23 protein-coding genes are annotated in these 23,090 nt (G+C 42.8%); 8 read left to right on the top strand and 15 right to left on the bottom strand.

Annotated elements, in window-relative coordinates; all coding sequences use genetic code 11:
* The first annotated feature begins 76 nt into the window (after positions 1 to 76).
* The gene (gene guaB / locus GTK07_RS13740; RefSeq protein ID WP_163635823.1) at positions 77 to 1,549 is read left to right on the top strand and encodes an IMP dehydrogenase; all 1,473 of its coding nucleotides are present in this window, start codon (positions 77 to 79) and stop codon (positions 1,547 to 1,549) included.
* A 24-nt stretch (positions 1,550 to 1,573) separates the two neighbouring features.
* On the opposite strand, the gene GTK07_RS13745 is transcribed toward guaB, so the two are convergent.
* The 3 genes from GTK07_RS13745 to lysA form a co-directional block, all read right to left on the bottom strand.
* Positions 1,574 to 2,089: a thioredoxin family protein gene (locus tag GTK07_RS13745; RefSeq protein ID WP_163635824.1), complete on the bottom strand. Its 516-nt coding sequence runs from the start codon at positions 2,087 to 2,089 to the stop codon at positions 1,574 to 1,576.
* Positions 2,090 to 2,159: 70 nt separating this feature from the next.
* Positions 2,160 to 2,573, bottom strand: a complete 414-nt coding sequence (locus GTK07_RS13750) for a DUF3995 domain-containing protein (RefSeq protein ID WP_163635825.1) — start codon at positions 2,571 to 2,573, stop codon at positions 2,160 to 2,162.
* 1 nt (position 2,574) lies between these two features.
* Positions 2,575 to 3,813 carry a diaminopimelate decarboxylase gene (gene lysA / locus GTK07_RS13755; RefSeq protein ID WP_163635826.1) on the bottom strand — a complete coding sequence of 413 codons (1,239 nt, stop codon included), beginning with the start codon at positions 3,811 to 3,813 and terminating at the stop codon, positions 2,575 to 2,577.
* 168 nt (positions 3,814 to 3,981) lie between these two features.
* Between lysA and GTK07_RS13760 the strand changes: the two genes are divergently transcribed.
* The 5 genes from GTK07_RS13760 (at position 3,982) to GTK07_RS13780 (ending at position 7,671) form a co-directional block, all read left to right on the top strand.
* A complete protein-coding gene (locus GTK07_RS13760) occupies positions 3,982 to 4,620 on the top strand; it encodes an LON peptidase substrate-binding domain-containing protein (protein ID WP_163635827.1) in 639 nt (212 codons plus the stop codon).
* A 118-nt stretch (positions 4,621 to 4,738) separates the two neighbouring features.
* A complete protein-coding gene (gene sucC / locus GTK07_RS13765; protein ID WP_163635828.1) occupies positions 4,739 to 5,932 on the top strand; it encodes an ADP-forming succinate--CoA ligase subunit beta in 1,194 nt (397 codons plus the stop codon).
* A 343-nt stretch (positions 5,933 to 6,275) separates the two neighbouring features.
* Complete coding sequence (locus tag GTK07_RS13770; RefSeq protein WP_163635829.1) at positions 6,276 to 6,611, top strand: hypothetical protein; 336 nt, start codon at positions 6,276 to 6,278, stop codon at positions 6,609 to 6,611.
* A gap of 116 nt (positions 6,612 to 6,727) precedes the next feature.
* Positions 6,728 to 7,129 carry a TerB family tellurite resistance protein gene (locus tag GTK07_RS13775; protein ID WP_163635830.1) on the top strand — a complete coding sequence of 134 codons (402 nt, stop codon included), beginning with the start codon at positions 6,728 to 6,730 and terminating at the stop codon, positions 7,127 to 7,129.
* 116 nt (positions 7,130 to 7,245) lie between these two features.
* A complete protein-coding gene (locus tag GTK07_RS13780; RefSeq protein WP_163635831.1) occupies positions 7,246 to 7,671 on the top strand; it encodes an Hsp20/alpha crystallin family protein in 426 nt (141 codons plus the stop codon).
* Between the two features lie 98 nt (positions 7,672 to 7,769).
* Here GTK07_RS13780 and uvrB read toward each other — a convergent pair whose 3' ends face one another.
* The 4 genes from uvrB to GTK07_RS13800 are packed head-to-tail and all read right to left on the bottom strand — an operon-like array spanning position 7,770 to position 13,308.
* Positions 7,770 to 9,758 (bottom strand): excinuclease ABC subunit UvrB, encoded by a 1,989-nt coding sequence (uvrB, locus tag GTK07_RS13785; protein WP_163635832.1) that lies wholly within the window; start codon positions 9,756 to 9,758, stop codon positions 7,770 to 7,772.
* A gap of 49 nt (positions 9,759 to 9,807) precedes the next feature.
* Positions 9,808 to 11,538: a T9SS type B sorting domain-containing protein gene (locus GTK07_RS13790; RefSeq protein WP_163635833.1), complete on the bottom strand. Its 1,731-nt coding sequence runs from the start codon at positions 11,536 to 11,538 to the stop codon at positions 9,808 to 9,810.
* 28 nt (positions 11,539 to 11,566) lie between these two features.
* The gene (locus tag GTK07_RS13795; protein ID WP_163635834.1) at positions 11,567 to 12,400 is read right to left on the bottom strand and encodes an ABC transporter permease; all 834 of its coding nucleotides are present in this window, start codon (positions 12,398 to 12,400) and stop codon (positions 11,567 to 11,569) included.
* An 11-nt stretch (positions 12,401 to 12,411) separates the two neighbouring features.
* Positions 12,412 to 13,308, bottom strand: a complete 897-nt coding sequence (locus GTK07_RS13800) for an ABC transporter ATP-binding protein (protein ID WP_163635835.1) — start codon at positions 13,306 to 13,308, stop codon at positions 12,412 to 12,414.
* A gap of 78 nt (positions 13,309 to 13,386) precedes the next feature.
* On the opposite strand from GTK07_RS13800, the gene GTK07_RS13805 reads away from it, so the two are divergent.
* On the top strand, positions 13,387 to 14,463 hold the full coding sequence (locus GTK07_RS13805) for a hypothetical protein (protein ID WP_163635836.1): 1,077 nt from the start codon (positions 13,387 to 13,389) through the stop codon (positions 14,461 to 14,463).
* Here GTK07_RS13805 and GTK07_RS13810 read toward each other — a convergent pair.
* The 6 genes from GTK07_RS13810 to GTK07_RS13835 all read right to left on the bottom strand — a co-directional run bounded on the left by GTK07_RS13810 (position 14,460) and on the right by GTK07_RS13835 (position 20,234).
* Positions 14,460 to 15,518, bottom strand: a complete 1,059-nt coding sequence (locus GTK07_RS13810) for a nucleoid-associated protein (RefSeq protein WP_163635837.1) — start codon at positions 15,516 to 15,518, stop codon at positions 14,460 to 14,462. The genes GTK07_RS13805 and GTK07_RS13810 overlap by 4 nt on opposite strands.
* A gap of 75 nt (positions 15,519 to 15,593) precedes the next feature.
* On the bottom strand, positions 15,594 to 16,106 hold the full coding sequence (locus GTK07_RS13815) for an IS1096 element passenger TnpR family protein (protein ID WP_163635838.1): 513 nt from the start codon (positions 16,104 to 16,106) through the stop codon (positions 15,594 to 15,596).
* 43 nt (positions 16,107 to 16,149) lie between these two features.
* On the bottom strand, positions 16,150 to 17,163 hold the full coding sequence (locus GTK07_RS13820) for a COX15/CtaA family protein (protein WP_163635839.1): 1,014 nt from the start codon (positions 17,161 to 17,163) through the stop codon (positions 16,150 to 16,152).
* Positions 17,160 to 18,590, bottom strand: coding sequence for a CCA tRNA nucleotidyltransferase (locus GTK07_RS13825; RefSeq protein WP_163635840.1), 1,431 nt, complete (start codon positions 18,588 to 18,590; stop codon positions 17,160 to 17,162). The genes GTK07_RS13820 and GTK07_RS13825 overlap by 4 nt, the downstream gene beginning before the upstream one ends.
* Positions 18,591 to 19,151, bottom strand: coding sequence for an L-threonylcarbamoyladenylate synthase (locus GTK07_RS13830; RefSeq protein WP_163635841.1), 561 nt, complete (start codon positions 19,149 to 19,151; stop codon positions 18,591 to 18,593).
* A gap of 9 nt (positions 19,152 to 19,160) precedes the next feature.
* A complete protein-coding gene (locus tag GTK07_RS13835) occupies positions 19,161 to 20,234 on the bottom strand; it encodes a glycosyltransferase family protein (protein WP_163635842.1) in 1,074 nt (357 codons plus the stop codon).
* A gap of 74 nt (positions 20,235 to 20,308) precedes the next feature.
* Here GTK07_RS13835 and GTK07_RS13840 point away from each other — a divergent pair, with 74 nt between their 5' ends.
* Entirely contained in the window at positions 20,309 to 21,142 is an 834-nt protein-coding gene (locus GTK07_RS13840; protein ID WP_163635843.1) for a glycosyltransferase family 2 protein, read from the top strand.
* On the opposite strand, the gene GTK07_RS13845 is transcribed toward GTK07_RS13840, so the two are convergent.
* Positions 21,124 to 21,927, bottom strand: coding sequence for a glycosyltransferase family 2 protein (locus tag GTK07_RS13845; protein ID WP_163635844.1), 804 nt, complete (start codon positions 21,925 to 21,927; stop codon positions 21,124 to 21,126). The two genes, GTK07_RS13840 and GTK07_RS13845, sit on opposite strands and share 19 nt — an antisense overlap.
* 254 nt (positions 21,928 to 22,181) lie before the next feature.
* Positions 22,182 to 22,997 (bottom strand): 2,3,4,5-tetrahydropyridine-2,6-dicarboxylate N-succinyltransferase, encoded by an 816-nt coding sequence (locus tag GTK07_RS13850; protein WP_163635845.1) that lies wholly within the window; start codon positions 22,995 to 22,997, stop codon positions 22,182 to 22,184.
* Positions 22,998 to 23,090 lie beyond the last annotated feature (93 nt).

The raw sequence follows: 23,090 nt of genomic DNA on the forward strand, positions 1-23,090 counted from the left end.
AAAATCTCTATTTGGATTGCAGGCTGATTTCAATAAAAATAGTGGTATATTTGCACGCAATTAATCCGTAATTGCAATGGAAGCCCACCTAAACAAAATTGTTGGCGAAGGACTAACCTATGATGATGTTCTTCTTGTGCCCGCATATTCCGAAATTCTTCCCCGGGAAGTAAATATTCAATCAAAGTTTACTCGAAATATCACCATAAATGTGCCCATTGTTTCCGCAGCGATGGATACCGTGACCGAATCCCGTATGGCCATTGCCATGGCCCAGGAAGGAGGTATTGGGGTGTTGCATAAGAACATGACCATTGAGCAACAAGCGCTGAAGGTCCGCAAGGTGAAACGAGCGGAAAGTGGTATGATCATGGATCCTGTAACGCTTCCTTTGGACTCCAAGGTCAGGGATGCCAAGGCCAATATGAAGGAATTCAGCATTGGGGGAATCCCAATTGTGGATGCCAATAAAAAATTGATCGGAATCGTAACCAATCGTGATCTTCGTTTTGAAAAAGACAATGATCGTCCAATCTCTGAAGTGATGACCTCGGAAAATTTGGTTACTGTTGGGGAAGGAACTTCCTTGGAACAGGCGGAAGTCATTCTGCAAGAAAATAAGATTGAAAAACTTCCTGTGGTCAACGCCAAGAATGAGCTGATCGGGTTAATCACTTTTAGAGATATTACAAAACTCACCCAAAAACCCATAGCCAACAAAGACCAATATGGAAGACTACGTGTGGCGGCAGCAATAGGTGTTACCGCTGATGCTGTGAAAAGGGCAGGAGCACTGGTTGAGGCGGGTGTGGATGCCATCATCATTGATACCGCACACGGTCACACCAAAGGTGTGGTGAGCATTTTGAAAGAAGTAAAAAAAGCCTACCCACAGTTGGAAGTGGTCGTAGGTAACATTGCCACTGCCGAAGCTGCCAAATACTTGGTAGAGGCCGGTGCCGATGCCGTTAAGGTCGGAATCGGGCCAGGTTCTATTTGTACCACCCGAGTGGTGGCCGGGGTCGGTTTTCCTCAGTTTTCCGCTGTATTGGAAGTGGCCGCTGCCATTAAGGGAAGTGGGGTGCCTGTAATCGCCGATGGTGGGATTCGCTATACGGGTGATATTCCAAAAGCGATTGCGGCCGGTGCCGATACCGTAATGTTGGGCTCATTATTGGCTGGAACAAAGGAATCCCCAGGGGAAACCATTATCTACGAAGGCAGGAAATTCAAATCATACCGTGGGATGGGTTCCGTTGAGGCCATGAAAGAAGGAAGCAAGGACCGTTATTTTCAGGATGTGGAAGATGACATCAAGAAATTGGTCCCTGAAGGAATCGTGGGCCGAGTGCCGTACAAAGGCGATCTATACGAAAGCATGCACCAATTTATCGGTGGTCTTAGGGCCGGTATGGGTTACTGTGGGGCCAAGGATATAGCCACTTTGAAGGAAACCGGTAGATTTGTGAAAATCACTTCCAGTGGTATCCATGAAAGCCATCCACATAATGTGACCATTACCAAGGAAAGCCCAAATTATAGTAGGTAAAAAAAGTTTGATTTTAAACCAGATTTATTTCCCTGCGTAGGTCTGCCAATCCTTGTCTTTGTAAATGTTTTCACCAAAGTACTTGGCAATCTGCATAAAAGGTTCCACTTTTTGGTACCCGGGAACAGGGGAAAGCATGTTCATTTCCTCATCTAAAAATACAACCGTTGGATAACTCAGCTGTCCTTGCAAAAGGGCAGCTGCCAATTCATGGTAACCATTTCTTCCAGAAGGCACGAACTTGAAGGTCTTACCTTTGTATTCAATGGGAGATTTACCTTCCGCATCCAATTTCACCATATAAAAGTTGGCCTGCATGTATTTGGAAACTTCAGGATGTTGAAACGTGTCCTTGTCCATTTTTTTGCACCACCCACACCAGTCGGTGTATACATCAACGAACATTTTTTTGGGTTTGGCATCGGTCTCAGAAAGCTTTACGGCTTCTTCCCAGCTTAACCATTTTATATCTTGGGCATTGGCTTGAAGTCCTACCAACAAAAGAAAAAACAAACTGATTTGGGTAAATGTGCTACTCATGATCTCTTAATTATGAACAAATTGTCGTTCCATCCGTACAAAGCTAACGAAAATTGTGCCAAAAAAGTATTCAGGGCCAGAGCTCTATAACAAAAATCAGAAGGGTTATCAGTAAAGCCAAAGGGACATAATAGCGGCTATCCATTTCAGCGAATTTGGTCGACTTTATTTTTTTGAAGAAACCCAGGTATTTGAAATCACCAATGGCCCTTAAAAAAAATACCATCCCAATCGTCACGGAAATAAAGCTGTGCTCCTTTTCATTGGTAAAATTGATAGCTTTATTGAGATAAACCCATGCAAAAAGACTCAAGAACAGCCCCACAAGTACGATTCCCAACTTGCCCGGTTTAAAGAGAAACTTGCCATTTTCCTTCGTGGGCAGCACCACGGAAGAATCCTTGATTCCAAAAAGGGCCCAATAAAAATGGAGTCCGGCCAAAAAGATAAAAATAATGGAAAGCAACAAGGCAATGGTGCCCATACTAGTTTACCGCTTCTTTCTTGGGAGCTTCAAAAAGCGATTTAACATCCACTTGGTTCCTTAAAATATCATCAAAAGTTTCGCGCTCGCGAATCAAATGACCCTTGCCTTTGTACCATAACACTTCTGCGGGACGGTACCTTGAATTGTAGTTGCTGGCCATGGTAAAACAATAGGCCCCAGCATTTTTGAAGCATAGGATATCGCCTTCGGAAATTTCATTGATACGCCTGTTACTGCCGAAGGTGTCGGTTTCGCAGATATAACCCACAACCGAGTAGTAACGTTCCCTTCCTGTTGGATTGGAAATGTTGATGATCTCATGACTGGAACCGTACAACATGGGACGGATCAAATGGTTGAAACCAGAATCCACACTGGCGAAAACTGTGGATGTGGTCTGTTTTACCACATTTACCTTGGCCAAGAAAGACCCCGCTTCGCTCACCAAAAACTTCCCAGGTTCAAAAGCTAAGGTCAAATCTCTACCGTAATTTTTGCAGAATTCATTGAACCTTGCCGATAATTTTTTACCCAATTCCTCAATATTGGTCTGGATGTCGCCTTCTTTGTAAGGTACTTTAAATCCGCTTCCAAAATCGATGAATTCAAGGTCCTTGAAATTTTTGGCGGTCTCAAAAAGGATTTCCGAAGCATAGAGGAATACGTCGATATCCAAAATATCGCTACCGGTATGCATGTGGATACCGTTGATGTTCATCTTGGTCAAATCCACAATGCGCAACAAATGAGGTATTTGGTGAATACTGATGCCAAATTTAGAATCGATGTGGCCTACTGATATTTTAGAATTGCCCCCGGCCATCACATGAGGATTGATACGGATACAAACGGGAATATCAGGGTGTTTGCTTCCAAATTGCTCTAGAATGGAAAGGTTGTCAATATTTACTTGAACGCCCAAGGAGGCGGCAGCTTCAATTTCTTCCAAAGAAACGCCATTGGGTGTGAAGATGATGGACTCAGGCTTGAAACCGGCCAAGAGACCCAATTTCACCTCTTGGATGGAAACCGTGTCCAGCCCACTTCCCAAACTGTTCATGAACCTTAAAATACTGATGTTGGACAATGCCTTCGCCGCATAATTCAGTTTAAGGCTGGGTACTTCTTTAAAAGCATTGGTAAGCCTGTTGAACTGGGATGCAATTTTATCCGCATCATACACATATAGTGGGGCGCCGTATTGGTCAACCAATTTTAATAGATCTTTGGAATTCATGTTATATCCTTCTTTACAGGGCAAATCTACAGCAAGTCCGTGGGTTACACAAGAACTTTGAACATATTTTATGTATTTATAACAAAATGTTTGAATCTTAACATTTATCCTTTAAAGAATAGTTTGTGGCTTTTCCTGCGACATTGTACTTTTAACCAAACCGCAACCATGAAACTACCCTTATTCCCGCTACAGTCCGTATTCTATCCCGGTGAAACCGTGCCCCTTCATATTTTTGAGGATCGTTACAAACAATTGATCCATGATTGTAGAAAAGAAGCCCTTACCTTCGGTATTCCGGTTTTTATCAATAATTCCATTTCCTACGGTACCGAGGTGCAATTGGTGGAGGTGGTCACCACATACAATTCTGGGGAAATGGATGTAGTCTGCGTGGCCAGGCAGGTGTTTAAGATTTTGGGTTTTGAAAAACAACTGCCGGGAAAATTGTACGCAGGCGGAGATGTAGAGTTTTTGGAAATGGAGAACGATGCAAACGATGACCTTCGGAAGGAAGTGATTCAAAAAGTTGAAACCTTGTACGACCTTATGGATGTGCCTTTCACCCAAACATCGCCCAAACAGTTCAACAGTTATTCGTTGGCGCACAAAATGGGACTTTCCTTTGAACAGGAATACGAACTCCTTCTGATGACAAGGGAAACCGATAGGTTGAATTTCATCAAGGCCCATTTGGAATCCACCACCAATGTTCTGAACGAGGTAAACCGCACCAAGACCGTCATTGAAATGAACGGACATTTCAAAAATTTCGACCCGTTGGACTTTCAGGATTTTAAGCCTTAAGCCAAGATGGGGTAAAAGCATGTAATTATGGTCGAATAATTGGCAATAATTCCTTATTGCCTTCAATTTCTCAGTAGTGTTTTCTATTTTTGTCGGCAAACAAAAGTAAAATTCACAGATGAATCTTCACGAATATCAAGGAAAAGAGATTTTGGCCAGTTTTGGGGTCAGGATCCAGCGAGGTATTGTTGCCCGCAACGCCAAGGAAGCGGTAGAGGCCGCGAAACAACTTACACAAGAAACCGGTACCGGATGGCACGTGATCAAAGCTCAGGTGCATGCAGGTGGCCGTGGTAAGGGCGGCGGTGTAAAACTTGCCAAAAACTTGAAAGAAGTGGAAGAATTGGCGGGAAGCATCATTGGGATGAACCTGATCACCCCGCAAACATCTGCAGAAGGTAAAAAAGTACACCAGGTATTGATTGCTGAGGATGTATATTATCCTGGCGATAGTGAAACCAGCGAGTTCTACATGTCCGTTTTGTTGAACAGGGGAACCGGCAGGAACATGGTAATGTATTCTACCGAAGGTGGTATGGACATAGAAGAAGTGGCTGAAAAGACCCCACACTTGATTTTCACAGAGGAAATTGATCCAGGATTGGGATTGTTGCCTTTCCAAGCAAGAAGGATTGCCTTCAACCTAGGTTTGTCCGGAAACGCTTTTAAAGAAATGGTGAAATTCGTTTCTTCCCTGTACAAGGCTTATGAACAAAGTGATGCCAGTCTTTTTGAGATCAACCCTGTTCTAAAAACTTCTGATGACAAGATCATGGCGGTGGATGCCAAGGTGACCATCGACGATAACGCTCTATATAGAAGAAAGGCCTATGCCGAAATGCGTGATCTTAGGGAGGAAAACCCCATCGAGGTTGAAGCTAGGGAAGTAGGTTTAAATTATGTGGATTTGGATGGAAACGTAGGTTGTATGGTGAACGGTGCTGGATTGGCGATGGCCACCATGGACTTGATCAAAATGGCAGGTGGAGAACCAGCCAACTTCTTGGACGTAGGTGGTACTGCTGACGCCAAAAGGGTAGAGGAAGCTTTCCGTATCATCTTGAAAGATCCCAATGTGAAAGCGATCTTAATCAATATTTTTGGTGGAATCGTACGTTGTGACCGTGTGGCGCAAGGTGTCGTGGATGCCTATAAAAATATGGGCGATGCCATTCAAGTGCCGATAATCGTGCGTTTGCAAGGTACCAACGCCGAGTTGGCCAAGGAAATCATCGATAATTCTGGATTGGCCGTGCATTCTGCGGTACAGTTTCAAGAAGCCGCCGATAAAGTGAAGGAAGTTTTGGCGTAAGAAACCAAAAATCTAAACAAAAAAGGGCAATGTTTTGTTAACGTTGCCCTTTTTTGTTTTTTAATCTCTCCATATCTGGGATATCATTTTTGATTCGATTTCAGAAAAGGTTTGCAAGGTTATTTGTCCTTTTCAAAATTGGTTGAAGAGTATTCATGCTTGGCCCTGTTTTCTTCAAAATTTGCAATATTACTTCCTGGTTACACAAGTTAAACATAGGTTAAATCTGAAAATAGTGTAACATTTTACATTTTTTATCGTCTTATTTTTGTGATGTCATTATAAAAGGGTGTCCTTTTTGACAAAACACAAATCATTCATCAAAACATCAAAAAACAAAATCATGAGAAAAATTAAAATTGCATCCGTAGCTTTTATGTTGTTCGCCACTTTGGGCGCATTCGCTAACAAAGGAAACAACGAGATTCCAGAAAAGAGCTTGTCTTCCCAAATTTATGAAATGTTGAAGCAGAACTCGTTCGAGCTTCAATATAACGAGATGACGGCCGATGTCCGTTTCACCATCAATGAAAAGGGCGAAATGGTGGTACTTTCTGTAGAAACCAAGAATGAGGTTTTGGAAAACTTTGTAAAAAGTAGATTGAACTACCAAAAAGTAGAATCTGGAAATCCTGTAGAGGGTAAGATCTATACGGTTGCCGTACGAATTACCGCATAATTGACGGAGATTGTTTGAGTTAGTTGGAAAGCCTTGATCACATCAAGGCTTTTTTATGCACTAAAATCAACCTTTTTGAGTTATGTAATAGGAAGTAAGCCCTAAAACCAAACCAAATGGGTACCTACGAAGAAAAACTTAGCATCCTTTCTGAGATGATCGCATTTGCACGGGTGGATCATTCCATGAAGCGGTCCGAATATGAATTCTTGCTCAAGGTAGCTTCCAATTTGGGGGTGGACAAAGAAACTTTTGATGGTCTTTTAAAACATCGTTCCCCAAAAATAAACCTGAAGACACAGGCTGAACGGATCGTTCAGTTCCACAGACTGTTGCTTTTGATGAACGTTGATAGGGAACAGCACAAAAGTGAGGTCGATACACTCTATAATATTGGCCTTAAAATGGGGCTTCCGCCCGTGGCCATTGGTCAGGTTTTGGAGGTCATGCACCGATATCCTGACAATGTGATCCCGCCAAATGTGCTCATCGATATCTTCAAGGCACATTACAATTAATGTCATTTTGACATCATTTCTCTTTTAAAAAATGCCATAAAGGCATGTTTTGGCCATTGGTATACCATTTGCCCAGTACTAGGTGATTTAAATGTTTAACTAAAAATTGAATCGCCATGAGTATAGTAAAAAGAAACAACCTGTTTTTTCCATCTCTAATGAATGATTTTATAGGTCCTGATTGGTTTGGTGGAACAGAGAAGTGGAATGCTTCCGTTCCTGCTGTAAACATAAAGGACAATACCGAAAATTTTGAATTGGAATTGGCTGTTCCTGGTATGAAAAAGGATGATTTCAGAGTAGAAATCGATAACGATGTGCTGACCATTGCCAGTGAGGTACAGACCGAAAATGAGGAAAACAAGGAAAACTACACCAGAAAAGAGTTTTCGTTTACCTCTTTCAGAAGGGCCTTTACCTTGCCAGAAACCGTTGATGGTTCCAAAATAGATGCCAAATACGAAGATGGAATATTGAAATTGACCTTGCCCAAAAAGCAAGAAGCTTTACCAAAACCAAAACGATTGATTGAGATCGCTTAAGAAATTGAAGGCACCAACTAAATGTGTTTCATGATGGTTGGATTAGTTGGTTAGTTTGTTGGCGCGCCCCTGCAGCAATGTTCGGGGCGCGCTTTCGTTTATTCCTTTTCCTGGAGCATTTTGATCTCGTCACGCAACTTGGCCGCTTCCATAAAGTTGAGTTCTTTGGCCGCTTTTTCCATAGCCTTGCGTTTTTCCCGAATCAATTTATCCTTTTGGTCTCCGGTCAAGTAGTTAAGGTCGGGCTCTGCCGCTCGCAGTTCTTCTTTCTGAAAATGATAGGTGGATACAGAATTCTTGGCCAGGGCATTGTCCAAGTTTTTCTTTAAGGCTTTGGGAATAATATTGTGCTCCCTGTTGTAGTTCATTTGCTTGTCCCGACGGTAATTGGTCTCATCAATCGTCATTTGCATGCTATCAGTGATCTTATCCGCATACATGATGGCTTTCCCGTTCAAGTTCCTGGCCGCACGGCCTACAGTCTGCGTTAAGGAGCGGTTGCTACGAAGGAAACCTTCTTTATCCGCATCCAAAATTGCAACCAATGAAACTTCCGGTAAATCCAATCCTTCCCGAAGCAGGTTTACACCAATGAGAACATCAAAAATACCTTTGCGTAGATCTTGCATGATCTCCACCCTCTCCAAGGTATCCACGTCACTATGGATGTAACGGCATCGAATATCAATTCTGGTAAGATATTTGGTCAGTTCCTCGGCCATCCTCTTGGTCAAGGTGGTCACCAAGGTACGCTCATCCAGTTCTACCCGCTGCTGAATTTCTTCTACCAAATCATCAATTTGATTGGTACTGGGTCTTACCTCGATTACGGGGTCTAACAATCCGGTCGGACGAATTACCTGTTCCACAAAAACACCTTGGCTCAATTCCAATTCGTAGTCCGCAGGGGTGGCACTTACATAGATCACTTGGTTCTGAAGGGTCTCGAATTCTTCAAATTTTAATGGACGGTTATCCATGGCGGCGGGCAATCGGAACCCATATTCCACCAAATTTTCCTTGCGTGAACGGTCACCTCCGTACATGGCATGCACTTGGGGAATGGTCACATGGCTTTCATCAATGACCATTAAGTAATCATCAGGGAAATAATCCAATAAACAGAAAGGCCTTGTGCCAGGCTCCCTGCCATCCAAATAGCGGGAATAGTTCTCGATACCGGAACAATACCCCAATTCCCTAATCATTTCGAGATCAAAATTGGTACGCTCGTCCAAGCGTTTGGCCTCCAAGGGTCGTCCTATTTCTTTGAAATAGTCTACTTGTTTCACCAAATCATCCTGAATTTCACGAATGGCATTCTGTAGGATGTCAGGCGAGGTCACGAACATGTTGGCCGGATAAATGTTAAGGGAATCGTAGATTTCTATGACATTATTGTTGAACGGGTCAAGGGCTTCAATCTCTTCGATCTCGTCCCCGAAAAAATGGATACGGAACGCATGGTCTGCATAGCCTGGGAATACATCCACCACATCGCCCTTAACCCTGAAATTTCCATTCCGGAAATCTGCGGTAGTCCTGGAATAGAGACTCTGTACCAATTGTTTCAGGAATTTGGTCCTGGAAATCACTTGGTCTCTGTGGATGGTAATCACGTTCTTTTGGAACTCGATAGGATTTCCGATACCATACAGACAGGAAACGGATGCTACCACAAGCACATCCCTTCGTCCCGAAAGCAGGGAAGAAGTCGCACTCAATCGTAATTTTTCAATATCCTCGTTGATGGAAAGGTCCTTTTCAATATAAAGTCCACTTGTAGGAATGTAGGCTTCAGGCTGATAGTAGTCGTAATAGGAAACAAAGTATTCCACCGCATTGTTGGGGAAAAACTGTTTGAACTCCGAATACAACTGGGCCGCCAAGGTCTTGTTATGTGCCAATACCAAAGTGGGTTTTTGCACCGACTCCACCACATTGGCCACGGTAAAGGTCTTACCGGAACCTGTGACCCCAAGCAACGTTTGATGGCGCACATTTCCCTCTATACCCTCCACCAATTGTCGTATGGCTTCGGGCTGGTCCCCAGTGGGTTTAAAATCTGAGACTACCTGAAATTTCATTTGATAAAAATAGTAAAGGATACTGCCATTCCGAAGTGAATCGGTAAGATTATCTTTTCAATGAAAAATGACCTTTAATTTCTTGGTTCCCATCATAGATGGCTACAAACCAATAGTCCCCGGATGGTAGGGGTCGACCTGCGATTCTTCCGTCCCAGCCCTGTGAATCTTGTGATATCTGCTTGAGAAATTTCCCGTACCGATCAAAAATGCGGATACTTTGAAACACCACATCATCGGATTCCTTCGGTTGGATGAACTGCCAATAATCGTTGATATTGTCCCCGTTCGGTGTGAAGAACTTAGGGAAACCTTCCAAAGTTAGGTCTTGAACAAAGGTTTTTTCGACCAATCCACAACCGTTTTTATCACGGACATAGAACGTATGGTTGCCAGGTTCAATGTTATTAAAGATGTTGCTGTCGGAATAAGGACCATCCGCGCTATCAATAGCAAATTCGTAATTGCCATTGCCTGATACTTCTACTTGGATGCTGAGCAGGCCATTGTTGTTTTCAATCGAAAGGTTGTCTATAGAAGCCATTTCAGAAGAGACTACATGGAATATTTTGGTGGTGGGACATTCCAAGGTGCCAGCTTCCCTGTCCACCATATTGTAGGCTTCATAACGATAGGTCCCATTTTCAGTGATGGCAACTTCACTGTTCTCTGATAGCAATGTTTCATTATCCATGCTGTCCAATTTGTACCAACGGTAGCCATCGGCAACATCGGTTGAGAAGGCAACGTATGGGGCCTCGTTTTCACAGAAAGAAATGGTATCAGGAAAGGCAATTTCAGGATTGATGGTTACAAAATCCCCTACGTTTACATCCCAATACGGGCCACATCCAAAGGATGTGGTAAAACTTTCCTGTTGGCAACCATAAGCCGTGCCTGTTTCGTTTGATGGAGATATGGTGATGAAATAGGTCTTGTTGGGTTCCAGGTTGAAAATAGGGGTAGAGTTAGTATAGAACTGTGAGTTATTCAGGATGTCATTTGTATTGGGCGTAGTCCCGATGTTTACATAGTATGAGGTGGCTCCAGGCACTTCCAACCATTCCAATTCTGTAGTCAAAGGAACATTGGTTTCCCCATTGGCCGGATATATCATACTGGTGCATTCCGGTATATTGGTAATCACGCCTGTGGTAAACTGTTGTGTAGAACAACCAACTGCCATTCCGTTCTCATTGTAGGGAACAATGGTAACAAAAATGAGGGTTTCAGATGGAAGATCGGTACTTGGGTTCAAGGTTAGACTGTTCCCAACATCTTGCTCCAAGATGTCATTGCTCCCCGCAGTTGTTCCCAATCTAACCAAATAGCCGGTAGCCCCGTAAACATAATCCCATGAAATGTTGGTTTTTGGGTTCACGTTGGTGGCCATATTAGGAGGTTGTGACATTGTTGCACATGAAGAAGGGGGCTGTGTCAAGGACTCTGTGGTGAAACTTTTACTAAGGCAAGTAATATCCGGCCCATCGTAAAAGTAAAGGGAAATAGTCACATAGATCATCGTATTCTCTGGTAGTCCAAGAGGTGGGGCATAGGTGGTCCCGCTCACGAATTTGGGTGATACAATATCGGTGCCACCGGGTGTTGTGCCTATTGAGATGATAAATGCATTTACCCCATTCACCGGATTCCAAGAAATCATGGTGTTCAGGGGAACATTCAAGGCACCTTCAGCGGGGGTTAGAAGGTTGGGGCAATTTTGCGCCCGCGCCATCAAACCCATCAAAAGCATCAGGAAAACTAATTTTCTGTTCAGCATTTACATGACATGAGTATCTCCCAAGATACTACAAATCACGCTTTTTCAATAAAACATAAGACAAATAGATAAAAATGGAGGCCCAAACGATGGCGATCAGGAACTCGTACCAGTAGGTGTGGTAGTCAAACTTCATGTCTTCCCCGATCTGTTGACCGATGTTCTGCACAGCTGAAAGGCGGGTAAAGGGCTCCTTGATCAAATTGGACATGGATTGCAATGGAAAAAAGTTCTTGATTATCCTTGCTGAATCCCAACTCATCACTTTCCAACCTAAAAGCCCAAAGACCACTTGCTCCAAAATGCTCCAAAGAATCAAAAAGCCCAAAGCAAAGGCCGAACGTTTTACCAAGATGCCCAAAAACAGACAGAAGGAGAAAAAGGCCACCAGTTTTACAAAAAAGGCGAATAAGAAGTCCAGGTCGGAGAAGATGATGGACATTTCATTGTAATCGGAATAGATGAGTCCCAAAATCATGGACACCACAAAAACAAAAACGGTCGAAATTAGGGCAAAGGAAATAACGGTCAGTAACTTGGATAGGATGAATTCCTTTTTGGAAAGTCCGTCGATCAAGTTTTGTTTAATGGTCTTGTTGCTGTATTCGTTGGACATCATGGAAACGATCACAATGGCCAGGAACAATTTAAAAAGTGCCGTAACAAAGGTATTGAAGTGCCAGATGTAGGGAAAGTTGAAAATACCTTGATCGGCCAAGTGGAACTGTACCGGTCCTATATCGAACTTGATGGCCGCGATCAATGCGATGGAGGTCAGAAGCACAAAATAGGAGATGATCAAGACCTTGCTGGCCCTATTGTTCCACAGTTTTATGAATTCTATTTGGAGTAGACGTAACATTCGTTTTTTGATTAGTTGTTTTTGGTCAAGGTTAAAAATTGTTCTTCAAGGCTTTCTTTGCGTTTTACCAAATGGGATAGGATAATACCTTTTTCAAATAACATTTTGTTCAAAGATTCGGCGTCCATTTCCTCTTTCAGGTAAGCCGTAAGGGTGCCGTTGAAGTTTTCAATTTTCCCAAAACTTGCATTTTTTTCGAGCAGATCCTGTAGTTTGTCCAGTTGTCCACATCTCAGTTCAAAAAAGCCATGGCTGGCCAACATACTGTCTACCGGGCCGGAATACAGGTTTTCGCCCCTTCTCAAGATGACCACATGGGAGCAGACCTTTTCCACCTCATCCAGTAAATGCGAAGCCAACAAAATGGTAGTGCCTTGGCTGGCAATTGTTTTAATGATCTCCCGGATCTGATGGATACCTTGGGGATCCAGACCATTGGTGGGTTCGTCCAAGATAAGGATCTCAGGGTCGTTGAGCAGGGCGGAGGCAATGGCCAATCGCTGTTTCATCCCCAGGGAATACGTCTTGAATTTGCTGTCCTTTCTTTCCCAAAGCCCGACCAATTCCAATTTTTCCTGGATTTTGGTCTCGGGCACTTCCTTGATCTTGCATACCAGTTTCAGGTTTTGGATGGCGGTCATGTAGGGATAAAAGTTTGGGCGCTCAATGATGGCCCCTACTTTTTTCAGAGCTTCGTGCGTGGTAGTGTTACCGTCGAACCAACTGAAATCGCCGGAAGTTCGGTTCACCACGTTCAAAATGATGCCTAAAGTTGTGGACTTACCACTTCCATTGGGTCCCAAAATGCCATACACGTTTCCTTTTTCAATGGTAAAGGAAAGATCGTTCACGGCAGTCAGGTAACCGAATTTCTTGGTGAGATGGTTAACGGTCAGAATTGTTTCCAAAGGTTGCTAACGTTTTTTGAATGGTTTATACTAACTTGACGATGTTTATCGAAATTTGTTACAAAATAACCCTTTACAATGTCCGAAGAAAAATTGATGTCCAAAAAGAAACCTGCCTATCCCATAAGCAAGGAACTGGATGAATATTTGGATTACTACAACCGAAAGATAGAGATTCCCATCCACTATGACGACCTTCTTCGGTTTTCGGGCAGCGTGGCGGTTTATGATGCGAATGATGAGGACACCCTATGGGTGAGGGTCTATTATGCAGAGTTTGATAGGGACGAGATCGACCTTGCCCTTAAACGGGTCTATTCCATTTTCGTTTCCGATGGTAGCGATTCCATTTTGCAATACCTGAATGTGGATTATGTGGACTATTGCACTTTTGGGAACTCCAAACCCTTTCGGATCAAGATCCGTAACATTTTGAACGATAACTACACCTTGCTCTATGTAAAAAAGACGGATGCCTCTCGTGTGTATGGCCTGGAATTGGAGCACATGCTCTCTCCTTACAATCTTAACTTTGTAATCTATGAGAATACCTTGATCGAGGAGCATATTGTGGGCATTCCCGGGGATCTTTTCATCAAGAACAATTTACCCGAATGTTCGGAATTTGACAAGGCACAGATTGCGAAGGAGTTCGTAAAGTTCAATGAGCGATGTATGATCCGACTTTTGGGCGATATGCGTTCTTACAATTATGTAATCGTCCCCACCCATGATTTTGACAGTGTGGTCTACAAGATACGCGCCATAGATTTTGACCAACAGTGTTATGAAGGGAAGCTAAAGGTGTACCGTCCTCAATTTTTTAAGGAGAACAAGGTTATGGTGGACATGGTACAGAACAAATTGCGAATGGACTCTGTGAACCAGTACATCGTGGAGGAGCGTTCCATCATTGCCAAACGGATTTTGAGTTGGGGACACCGCCTTACCTCACTTTTGGAAGCTTGCCGTAAGGATACCATTTCCACTCCGGAGAATATTGAAATGCTCAAAACCCAATTACAGGAACTTACGGGCGACATCAATTTTAGGGACAGTAAAAACATGGGGGAAATATTGACCCATGCCCTGGATTTTGTCCGTAGGAATTACGAGGATGTCAGTATGAAACAGATTATTGAGAAGAAGTTCTAGCTTTTCTGCTCCTTGTTGAAGTAGACCAAATAGTAGTACATCTGGCGTTCCTCGTCCCACCCTTTTTCCACAAATTTCTCTGCAGATTCCGGGTTGATAAAGTCCAATTTGATTTGGATGTTAGTGTCCAGATTGATGACGTTCTTGATTTTCCTTCGGGCATCGCTCACCGCCTTGTTAGCAATATCGAAGTTGGAAACATCCTCAATGCTATACTTGGGTCCTTTTTCCACTTTGTAATGCTTGAATTCGGGAATCAATTCCGGGTTTTCCATGACCTCGTTCAAGAAGGCGGTTTCCTCAAAGGCGTCGTTCTTGGCAAAATGGTTCACCGCGCGGTTCATGAACAAAACTTCTTGTTGTTTGTCCTCGGCAGGTAAAACCACATCCTTGGCAAAGTTTTGGCAGAATTTCAGGTAGTTTTTGGTGTAAAAGTTCTCATCTGTCAAAGGGACTAGGCCCAAAAAGTTCTCCAACCAGTATTTGGCATCATAACGGTTGCTGTCCACCGACAACACTTTGTAGCCTTCCTCTTTTTCCACATTGAAGACAATACAACCTTTATCCAGTTTGTTGACGTTGATGCCTTGTTTGATCAAGATTTCCAGATTTTGTTCCGTTTCCTTGAACTGAAGAAAATCATGCTTCAACTCGCTCTTGAAGATGCCCACGGCATCGGTTTTCTTGTTATCGATGACCACGTCCGAAAAATGCACCACATAAACCTCACCGCTTTTGATGTGTGGGTGATTGGATTGGTCATACAGGTGTTGGGTAATCTTTTTGGAAAGCTCGTGCCCGTTGGCCGGGTTTTCAAAAATGCCTGAAACGGCCGTGAACACATCATTGAACTCTACATCCACATCATTGGCGAATCTGTAGTAATTTTCTTCCTTCTCCCTAAACGGTCTGAAAAAATATTCCTTGAGCAGACCTGCCATTTCATCGTTCATGGTAAAAGGTTCCGATGATAAAAAAGCAGCTTCGTTCTTGCTTTTGTTTCCTACTCGGTGCAGTGAAAGACTTTCGATTTGGGCGGTATATAGGTTTAGCATTTTTGGGTAAAGGATTAAGGGTGAAAGGTTTATAGTAAAAGGGTAAAGGGTTTGGGGTGAAAGGTTAAGTTCGATTCAATTCCAATTTTCATCAAAATCCATATCATCATAGCTGTCAAGGAAGTCATCATCGTCACCAAAGTTGTCCTCCAACTCGCCTTCCTCGGCCTCAAAGTTTTTCTCTGGTGGGGCATCGGGCAGTTCCCCAAAACTGAACAACAGACTTGGGTATATGCGTCCATCCTCTTTTTCGGCAATGTCGGCCAATTCCACAAAAAAGGTCCACATGCTGAAAAAGTCGTACACATAGATCATTTTTGGGGTTTGCTCCGTAAGTACGTCGTCCAAACTGGTCTCGTTCATTAATCGGATATCGGAACCGTTCTCGCTCATGTCGAACAGGGCAATCTCCTCATCTTGGTTCCATTCTTCATCACAAGTATAAAAGGAGGCCATTTCACTGCCTTCAAAACCAAAGGCTTGGGTAATGGCGTTGTGGAAATCTTCCAAAGTATTGTTGTCCTCAATCTCAATATCCCTAAAGATATCCTCCTCAGCATCAAGTATTATCCTGATTTTATAAATCATCCAAAAATTTTTAAAGTGGGCACAAAGTTACAATAAATAGACCTTATTTGGTGAACCTGTGCAAGGTAAACGTCATGGTGGCCAAAAGAAAAAATGCCCCTATCTGGTGTGCGATTCCCAACCACAAAGGCACGGCGTAGATCAAGGTAAGCACCCCCAATAAAAATTGTACAAAAACCATGGCCAAAAGTATTTTCAGGCCCTTTTCCTGCAAAGGGGTACGCTCCACTTTTCTGGTCTTGAACCATATCGCCAAAATGAATCCCACCACCACGTAGGCAAGATAACGGTGAACGAATTGCACCCCACTTTTGCCTTCAAAAAAGTTTTTGATCACGGGCTGTTGCTCAATGTAAACCGTTTCGTGCATGAGTTTCCCCTCGCTCATCAATGGCCAATGATTGTGGATGAACCCTGCATCCAACCCGGCCACAAATGCACCCCAAATGATTTGGAGCAGCAGGCCCACCAATGCAATTCGTATGAGGTTCCTGATTTTTGTATTGACTTCCTTTTTGTCGGGATATATCAAATCTAAAGCCACCCAAAGGCTATAGGCAAAGGTAAGGAAGGCCGTTGTCAAGTGGGCGGCCAACCTGAAATGGGACACGTCTGGCCGATCCACCAAACCGCTTTTTACCATGTACCATCCCAAAAATCCCTGAAAGCCACCCATGATCAATAGGATAATCGCCTTTTTAGTGGTAGACTTATCCAATCGCTTGGTGATCAAAAAGTACAGGAAAGGTACAATGAAAACAATACCGATAAACCGGCCAATGAACCGGTGCAGCCATTCCCAAAAATAGATGTCTTTAAAATCCTCCAGATCAAAATGGCTGTTCAGCTTTTGGTACTCTGGGTATTGTTGGTACAGTTCAAAAGCTTCCTTCCATTCCTGCTCATTCATGGGGGGCAATGTACCATGTATCAATTTATAGTCGGAAATGGAAAGCCCGGAGTGGGTTAGGCGGGTAATACCCCCAACCAAAACCATCACAAAGATGAGCGCACAACCCGTTAACAACCAATACACCACATATTTGTTCTTTTTCATTTGGAGTGGACTTTTAGGTTCATTGATTTGCCTTTTTCCAACATAAATTGATAAGCGGCCTCGTATTCGTTCGGAATTTCACCTTCCAGAATGGCCTCTTTGATGGCATCCTTGATGATGCCGATTTCCTTGGAAGGTTTTAGATTGAAGGTTTCCATGATCTCTTCCCCGGAGACCGGTGGTTGAAAGTTTCGGACGTGGTCCCTTTCTTCGACCTCCACTATTTTTTGACGAACAATCTGAAAATTGTTCTTGTACCTTTTCTGTTTCTTTGGATTTTTTGTAGTGATGTCGGCTTCGCATAGGGTCATGAGGTCGTCCACAAAGTCCCCGGCATCAAAGACCAACCGCCGCACTGCGGAATCGGTAACGTGGTCTTCGGAAAGGATGATAGGACGGGAGCTCATCAACACCATTTTTTGCACGAACTTCATTTTTTCGTTCAGGGGCATGTGCAGCCTTTTGAACAGTTTGTATACCATTTTGGAACCCACGAACTCGTGGCCATGGAACGTCCATCCAATTTTATTATGGAATTTTTTGGTGGGTGCCTTGCCAATATCGTGGAGTAGGGCGGCCCAACGCAACCAAAGGTTGTCCGTGGTTTCGGATATGTTGTCCACCACCTCCAGCGTATGCCAAAAATTATCCTTGTGGCGTTGTCCTTCCACCTCTTCAATGCCTTGAAGGGCAGTCAACTCTGGGAGGATCAAAGGTAGCAATCCTGTTTGGTGCATCAACTTAAAGCCAATGGAGGGCTTGGGGCTCATCAAAATTTTGTTCAACTCGTCCACAATACGTTCCTTGGACACGATTTGAATACGCTCTTTGTTTTCCGAGATGGCCTGGAGTGATATCAGTTCTATGGTAAAGTGCAATTGCGTGGCAAAACGGATGGCACGCATCATCCGCAAAGGATCATCGGAATAGGTAATCCCCGGTTCAAGTGGCGTACGTAATATTTTTTGGTCCAGATCGGACAATCCGTTGAAGGGATCCAACAGGGTGCCGAAGTTGTCCTTGTTCAAGGCCAGGGCCATGGCGTTGATAGTGAAATCGCGCCGATTTTGATCATCTTGCAAAGACCCGTCTTCCACCACAGGTTTTCTGCTGTCGTGGTGGTAGCTTTCTTTACGGGCACCTACAAACTCCAATTCCAGGCCATGGTGTTTGATCATGGCGGTCCCAAAAGTTTTGAACACGGTTATTTCCGGTTTCCCTTGAAGTTTGGACGCTACTTTTTTGGCGAGTTCAATACCGCTGCCAATAGCCACAATATCAATATCTTTTGGAGCGCCCCTTTTCAAAAGATAATCCCTCACAAATCCCCCAATCACATAGGAATCAACGCCAAGTTCGTCCGAGGCTTCGCCAATCAGTTTAAAAATGGGATGTTGTAGGGCTTCTGTGTGCAACTCCTTCGTCATTTATTCGCGGATTACCTTCACTTGTCCATCATTACTTAACTTGATGATGGAAGAGGGAACGGCATTTTTATTTACATCCGGCAAATTTACCACATAGTCCACTCCTTTTAAAATTTCGGTGGAGATATCCTTGAATTGTTTTGGGGTGGGTTCCCCTGAAATATTGGCCGAGGTGGAAACAATGGGTTTACCGAATTTGTTGATGAGGTATTGGCAAAATTTATCCGAGGCCACCCGAATGGCCAAGGTATTGTCCTCAGCTACGAGGTTTTCGGCAATTCCCTTGGGTTCATCAAATACGATGGTAGTGGGTTTGGTAGCTAGATCCATGATGTCGTAGGCTACATCAGGAACTTGTTTTACGTGGCGTTCAAGCATGCCCTGGTTGCCTACCAAACAGATAAGTGCCTTACTGTCCTCGCGTTTTTTAAGGGCGTATACTTTTTTTACGGCTTCAGGGTCAGTGGCGTCACAGCCAATTCCCCATACGGTATCGGTGGGGTAGAGGATGAGTCCACCTTCCTTCAATATTTTGATACAGTTGTTGATTTCTTCGGTCATGATATTTTGTTACTGATTGCTTTCCAAAAAGTTGACATACCTGTTTTTTTGTTCTTCAAAAGACCACTTTTCCGAAACGTAATCTTTTTTGCTGATTTCCCCATTAGAAATTTTTGTGAAGATTTCGGATAATTCGATGGCATCCTTATAAAATAAGGAATGCGATACCATGTCCTGAATGTGTTGAATATCTTGGGGAGATATGAGGTTTATCCCGTAACCGAAAGCTAGGTTATAAGATCCCATGATTTTGTACTTTGCATAGTTGTCTCCCACGGAACGTAATGGGATCAATATGTAATCGGAGTTTTTGAGATACCCATGAAAGGCATCGTTCTCCAAAAAATGCTCAAATGTGATGAAATAATTTAAAAGATTGTGTGCTTCTAGGTATTCCAAAAATTCTTTGTTTTTTGGGTCCGAAGGATAAGTACTTCCCAAAATGAGAATTTTCAGGTCGTTTTTGATGGGCATTTTTTCTAAGGCCTCAGCTACCAAATAATAGTCCCTTCTACCAAAATCCAGTTTTCCTGGGATGCTTATCCAAACTTCATCTTTGGGTTTAGCAGGAAGAGAATTTCCATATTCCGGAAAAAATATGGGATAAAAGCTTTTGATCTTGATGGAGTTGTCTTTCAGCGGAACGGAATCCAACAAGAAATCATTCAACACAAAAAAATGCTTTATTGCCTTATTGATCAGTTTTTGGGAGAAGCTGTGGTTCACCTTTTTTAAATTGTGCAATATGCCAAAAAGGTGGGCTTTTCGCCTTAATAAATGACTCAATAGAATCACCTCCAATCTGGAACTGGCCGTATTGAAAACAATGGTCTGTATCCTTTTTTTTCCAACAAGACGGTATAACCGTGTAATAAAGGCAATTCGATTTAAAAACCTTTTTTGAGAGTTTTTGGGATAGATAACGGTATCGTCCACCAACTGTAAATATTCATGGGCCCTTTCAAAGATCTGCTGACTAATGATCAATGTTACCTCGTAACCAGAATCCTTAAGAAACTTTATTTGAGAATAAAGGCATTCGTCGTGATAGGAATTGAACTCGACTAGAGCGGCTTTTTTCATTGTTGATGTTTAAAAAGAAAAGTACTTTTTGCAAAGTTATTCTTTAAATTACAGACTTTGTTATTTTTGCCAGAATGAACCCAATGGAACAAGAAGCACCGAAAATTTCAGTGATCGTGAGTACCTACAATGCCGAGGAGTGGTTGAGGAAAGTACTCTGGGGTTTCAATTGCCAAATTTTCAAGGATTTTGAAGTGGTTGTGGCCGATGATGGTTCAGGTCCCAAGACCAAAGCGTTGTTGGATGAGCTTTCCGAACAAGTTTTTTACCCGATCATCCATGTTTGGCAGGAAGATGATGGTTTTCAAAAATCGAGGATATTGAACAAGGCGGTGGAGGCCTGCAACGCGGAATACATTATCATGACCGATGGGGACTGTATTCCAAGGGAAGATTTTGTTGAGGTGCATTATATCAATAAAGAATCGGGTTATTTCATCTCGGGGGGATACTACATGTTGCCGATGAACATTTCCAAGTTGATCACTCTGGAAGATATTGAACAGCAGAATTGTTTCAACATACAATGGCTCAAGGAAAAGGGAATTCCACAGACCTTTAAAAACAACAAGCTCACGGCCAAAGGGTTTGTTTCCAAGTTTTTGAATACGTTCACCCCAACCAATGCCAGTTGGAACGGTCATAACTCATCGGGTTGGAAAAAGGACATCCTGAATGTGAACGGTTTTGACGAACGTATGCAGTATGGTGGTCAGGACCGGGAATTAGGGGAACGATTGTTTAATTTCGGGATTAAATCCAAACAATTGAGGTATAGTGCCGTTTGTGTACATCTGGATCATAAGCGAGGATACAAAACCCCGGAATCCATTGCCAAAAATCAGTCGATAAGAAAAGAAACTAGGTCACAAAAGATGGTTTGGACCCATTATGGCATCACCAAATAATAGGCGAGCTCGTTCTTTTTTTCCAATCTTTTACGCTCTTTGAACCTTTCCAAAACCCCAAGGGCGTTCAGGTAACAAATGGTAATGCCTTTTTTTCCGTCCAAAAAACCTAAACGGATGATGTAATGGTTGAAAAATTTCCAAGCCGGTTTTACCACCATCATAAAATAGTTGAAATATTTTTCCTTGTAGAAATCCTCTTTGGCCTTTAGCTGGCCGTATTTAAGCATTTTACTTTTGTAATCTGCATAATCCTTGTAGCAATAATGAATCAGTTTTTCTTTTAGAACTCCTGATTTTCCATCAACCTCCAAGGTTTCATGAACAATTTTTCTATCGGTAAAAACAGCCTTGCTTTTTCTGAAAAGTCTATGGTTCTTGTCCGTTTGCCAACCACTAAAATTGAGAGGTTGGTTTTGGAACATGAATTTTCTATAGAACCAATAGGCCTCATTGGCCTCAGGGTTGTTTATGGTTGAAATGATTTCGTTCTTTAAGCCATCGGTCACCACTTCATCGGCATCCAAAAACAAAACCCAATCGTTGGTGGCTTGTTTTAAGGTGAAGGATTTTTGGGCCGTAAAATTCTCGAACGGATTCTGGATTACCTTTACTTTGGGATGACCCAACAAGTATTCGTAGGTACCATCGGTACTGAATGAATCTACTACAATAATTTCATCGGCAAAGGAAATGGAATTGAGACATTTTTCAATGTAACCCATTTCATTGTAGGTGATGATCAATGCTGATAATTTTTGCCTTGGGGTGCTCAATCCAGCCATATTTATTGGTGTAGTATTTTGGTATTTTACAAATTTATAACAAAAAAAAAGCTCAAAAATTGTTTCCTGCTTTATTTTTCTTACAACAATCAGATCTTCATTTTCCCTACCTATTTTTTGATAAAATCCAAATTTAGGGTAGACCTTTTACTGGTAGAGTCCAAAAAAGAAATAGGGTTGCTTCTCTTTATCGAAAAAAAACAACCCTAATTTTAAAAAATGCTATACTTGGTACTTTGGGGTAAAACGATGCTTTAAACCGCTACATCATGTTCCCTTAATGCATTGTTCAGCGATGTTTTCTTATCGGTACTTTCTTTTCGCTTGCCAATGATCAAGGCACAGGGTACTTGATATTCCCCAGCAGGGAATTTTTTGGTGTAACTTCCTGGGATCACTACCGAACGTGCGGGCACCCTTCCTTTAAGTTCAATGGGTTCATCTCCGGTAACATCAATGATCTTAGTCGATGCGGTCAAAACCACATTGGCACCTAAAACTGCTTCTTTTTCTACACGGACACCTTCCACAACAATACAACGTGAACCGATAAAGGCATTATCCTCAATAATTACCGGAGCAGCCTGGAGGGGCTCCAAAACACCTCCGATACCCACGCCACCACTCAAATGAACGTTCTTGCCAATTTGGGCACAACTACCTACCGTGGCCCAGGTGTCCACCATGGTGCCTTCATCTACATAAGCCCCAATGTTCACATAGCTGGGCATTAAAATGGTTCCTTTGGAAATGTAGGAACCGTGTCTTGCCACAGCATGCGGAACAACACGAACCCCTTTTTCTTTAAAGCCTCTTTTTAACGGAATCTTATCGTGGAATTCAAAAATGCCCGCTTCCAGGACCTCCATTTTTTGGATAGGGAAGTAAAGTACCACCGCTTTTTTAACCCATTCGTTGATCTGCCATCCCTCCTTGGTGGGTTCTGCACAGCGCAGTTCTCCCATGTCTATGAGGTCGATCACCTCCCTGATGGCCACTTGGGTCCGTTCGTCTTCCAACAATGCCCTATTGTCCCATGCTTCTTCAATAAGCGTCCTTAAATTGGTCATTTTTCTTAAAATTTTCGCAAAGATACGGCCCTCCCCAGAATAATGCCCGCCATTTTTAAGGGCATAACATTTTTAGGGTTATTTTTGCCAAAA

Source organism: Flagellimonas sediminis (assembly GCF_010500845.1).
GTDB classification, from domain to species: domain Bacteria; phylum Bacteroidota; class Bacteroidia; order Flavobacteriales; family Flavobacteriaceae; genus Flagellimonas; species Flagellimonas sediminis.

Excerpts from the sequence above, each read along its gene's own strand:
- GTK07_RS13850 (WP_163635845.1), bottom strand. The coding sequence starts at position 22,997 with ATGACCAATTTAAGGACGCTTATTGAAGAAGCATGGGACAATAGGGCA.
- GTK07_RS13815 (WP_163635838.1), bottom strand. The coding sequence starts at position 16,106 with ATGATTTATAAAATCAGGATAATACTTGATGCTGAGGAGGATATCTTT.
- GTK07_RS13760 (WP_163635827.1), top strand. The coding sequence starts at position 3,982 with ATGAAACTACCCTTATTCCCGCTACAGTCCGTATTCTATCCCGGTGAA.
- GTK07_RS13750 (WP_163635825.1), bottom strand. The coding sequence starts at position 2,573 with ATGGGCACCATTGCCTTGTTGCTTTCCATTATTTTTATCTTTTTGGCC.
- GTK07_RS13830 (WP_163635841.1), bottom strand. The coding sequence starts at position 19,151 with ATGACCGAAGAAATCAACAACTGTATCAAAATATTGAAGGAAGGTGGA.
- GTK07_RS13840 (WP_163635843.1), top strand. The coding sequence starts at position 20,309 with ATGAACCCAATGGAACAAGAAGCACCGAAAATTTCAGTGATCGTGAGT.
- GTK07_RS13845 (WP_163635844.1), bottom strand. The coding sequence starts at position 21,927 with ATGGCTGGATTGAGCACCCCAAGGCAAAAATTATCAGCATTGATCATC.
- GTK07_RS13820 (WP_163635839.1), bottom strand. The coding sequence starts at position 17,163 with ATGAAAAAGAACAAATATGTGGTGTATTGGTTGTTAACGGGTTGTGCG.
- GTK07_RS13835 (WP_163635842.1), bottom strand. The coding sequence starts at position 20,234 with ATGAAAAAAGCCGCTCTAGTCGAGTTCAATTCCTATCACGACGAATGC.
- GTK07_RS13795 (WP_163635834.1), bottom strand. The coding sequence starts at position 12,400 with ATGTTACGTCTACTCCAAATAGAATTCATAAAACTGTGGAACAATAGG.
- GTK07_RS13780 (WP_163635831.1), top strand. The coding sequence starts at position 7,246 with ATGAGTATAGTAAAAAGAAACAACCTGTTTTTTCCATCTCTAATGAAT.
- GTK07_RS13805 (WP_163635836.1), top strand. The coding sequence starts at position 13,387 with ATGTCCGAAGAAAAATTGATGTCCAAAAAGAAACCTGCCTATCCCATA.
- GTK07_RS13770 (WP_163635829.1), top strand. The coding sequence starts at position 6,276 with ATGAGAAAAATTAAAATTGCATCCGTAGCTTTTATGTTGTTCGCCACT.
- GTK07_RS13810 (WP_163635837.1), bottom strand. The coding sequence starts at position 15,518 with ATGCTAAACCTATATACCGCCCAAATCGAAAGTCTTTCACTGCACCGA.
- GTK07_RS13745 (WP_163635824.1), bottom strand. The coding sequence starts at position 2,089 with ATGAGTAGCACATTTACCCAAATCAGTTTGTTTTTTCTTTTGTTGGTA.
- GTK07_RS13825 (WP_163635840.1), bottom strand. The coding sequence starts at position 18,590 with ATGACGAAGGAGTTGCACACAGAAGCCCTACAACATCCCATTTTTAAA.
- guaB (WP_163635823.1), top strand. The coding sequence starts at position 77 with ATGGAAGCCCACCTAAACAAAATTGTTGGCGAAGGACTAACCTATGAT.
- GTK07_RS13775 (WP_163635830.1), top strand. The coding sequence starts at position 6,728 with ATGGGTACCTACGAAGAAAAACTTAGCATCCTTTCTGAGATGATCGCA.
- uvrB (WP_163635832.1), bottom strand. The coding sequence starts at position 9,758 with ATGAAATTTCAGGTAGTCTCAGATTTTAAACCCACTGGGGACCAGCCC.
- GTK07_RS13790 (WP_163635833.1), bottom strand. The coding sequence starts at position 11,538 with ATGCTGAACAGAAAATTAGTTTTCCTGATGCTTTTGATGGGTTTGATG.
- lysA (WP_163635826.1), bottom strand. The coding sequence starts at position 3,813 with ATGAATTCCAAAGATCTATTAAAATTGGTTGACCAATACGGCGCCCCA.
- sucC (WP_163635828.1), top strand. The coding sequence starts at position 4,739 with ATGAATCTTCACGAATATCAAGGAAAAGAGATTTTGGCCAGTTTTGGG.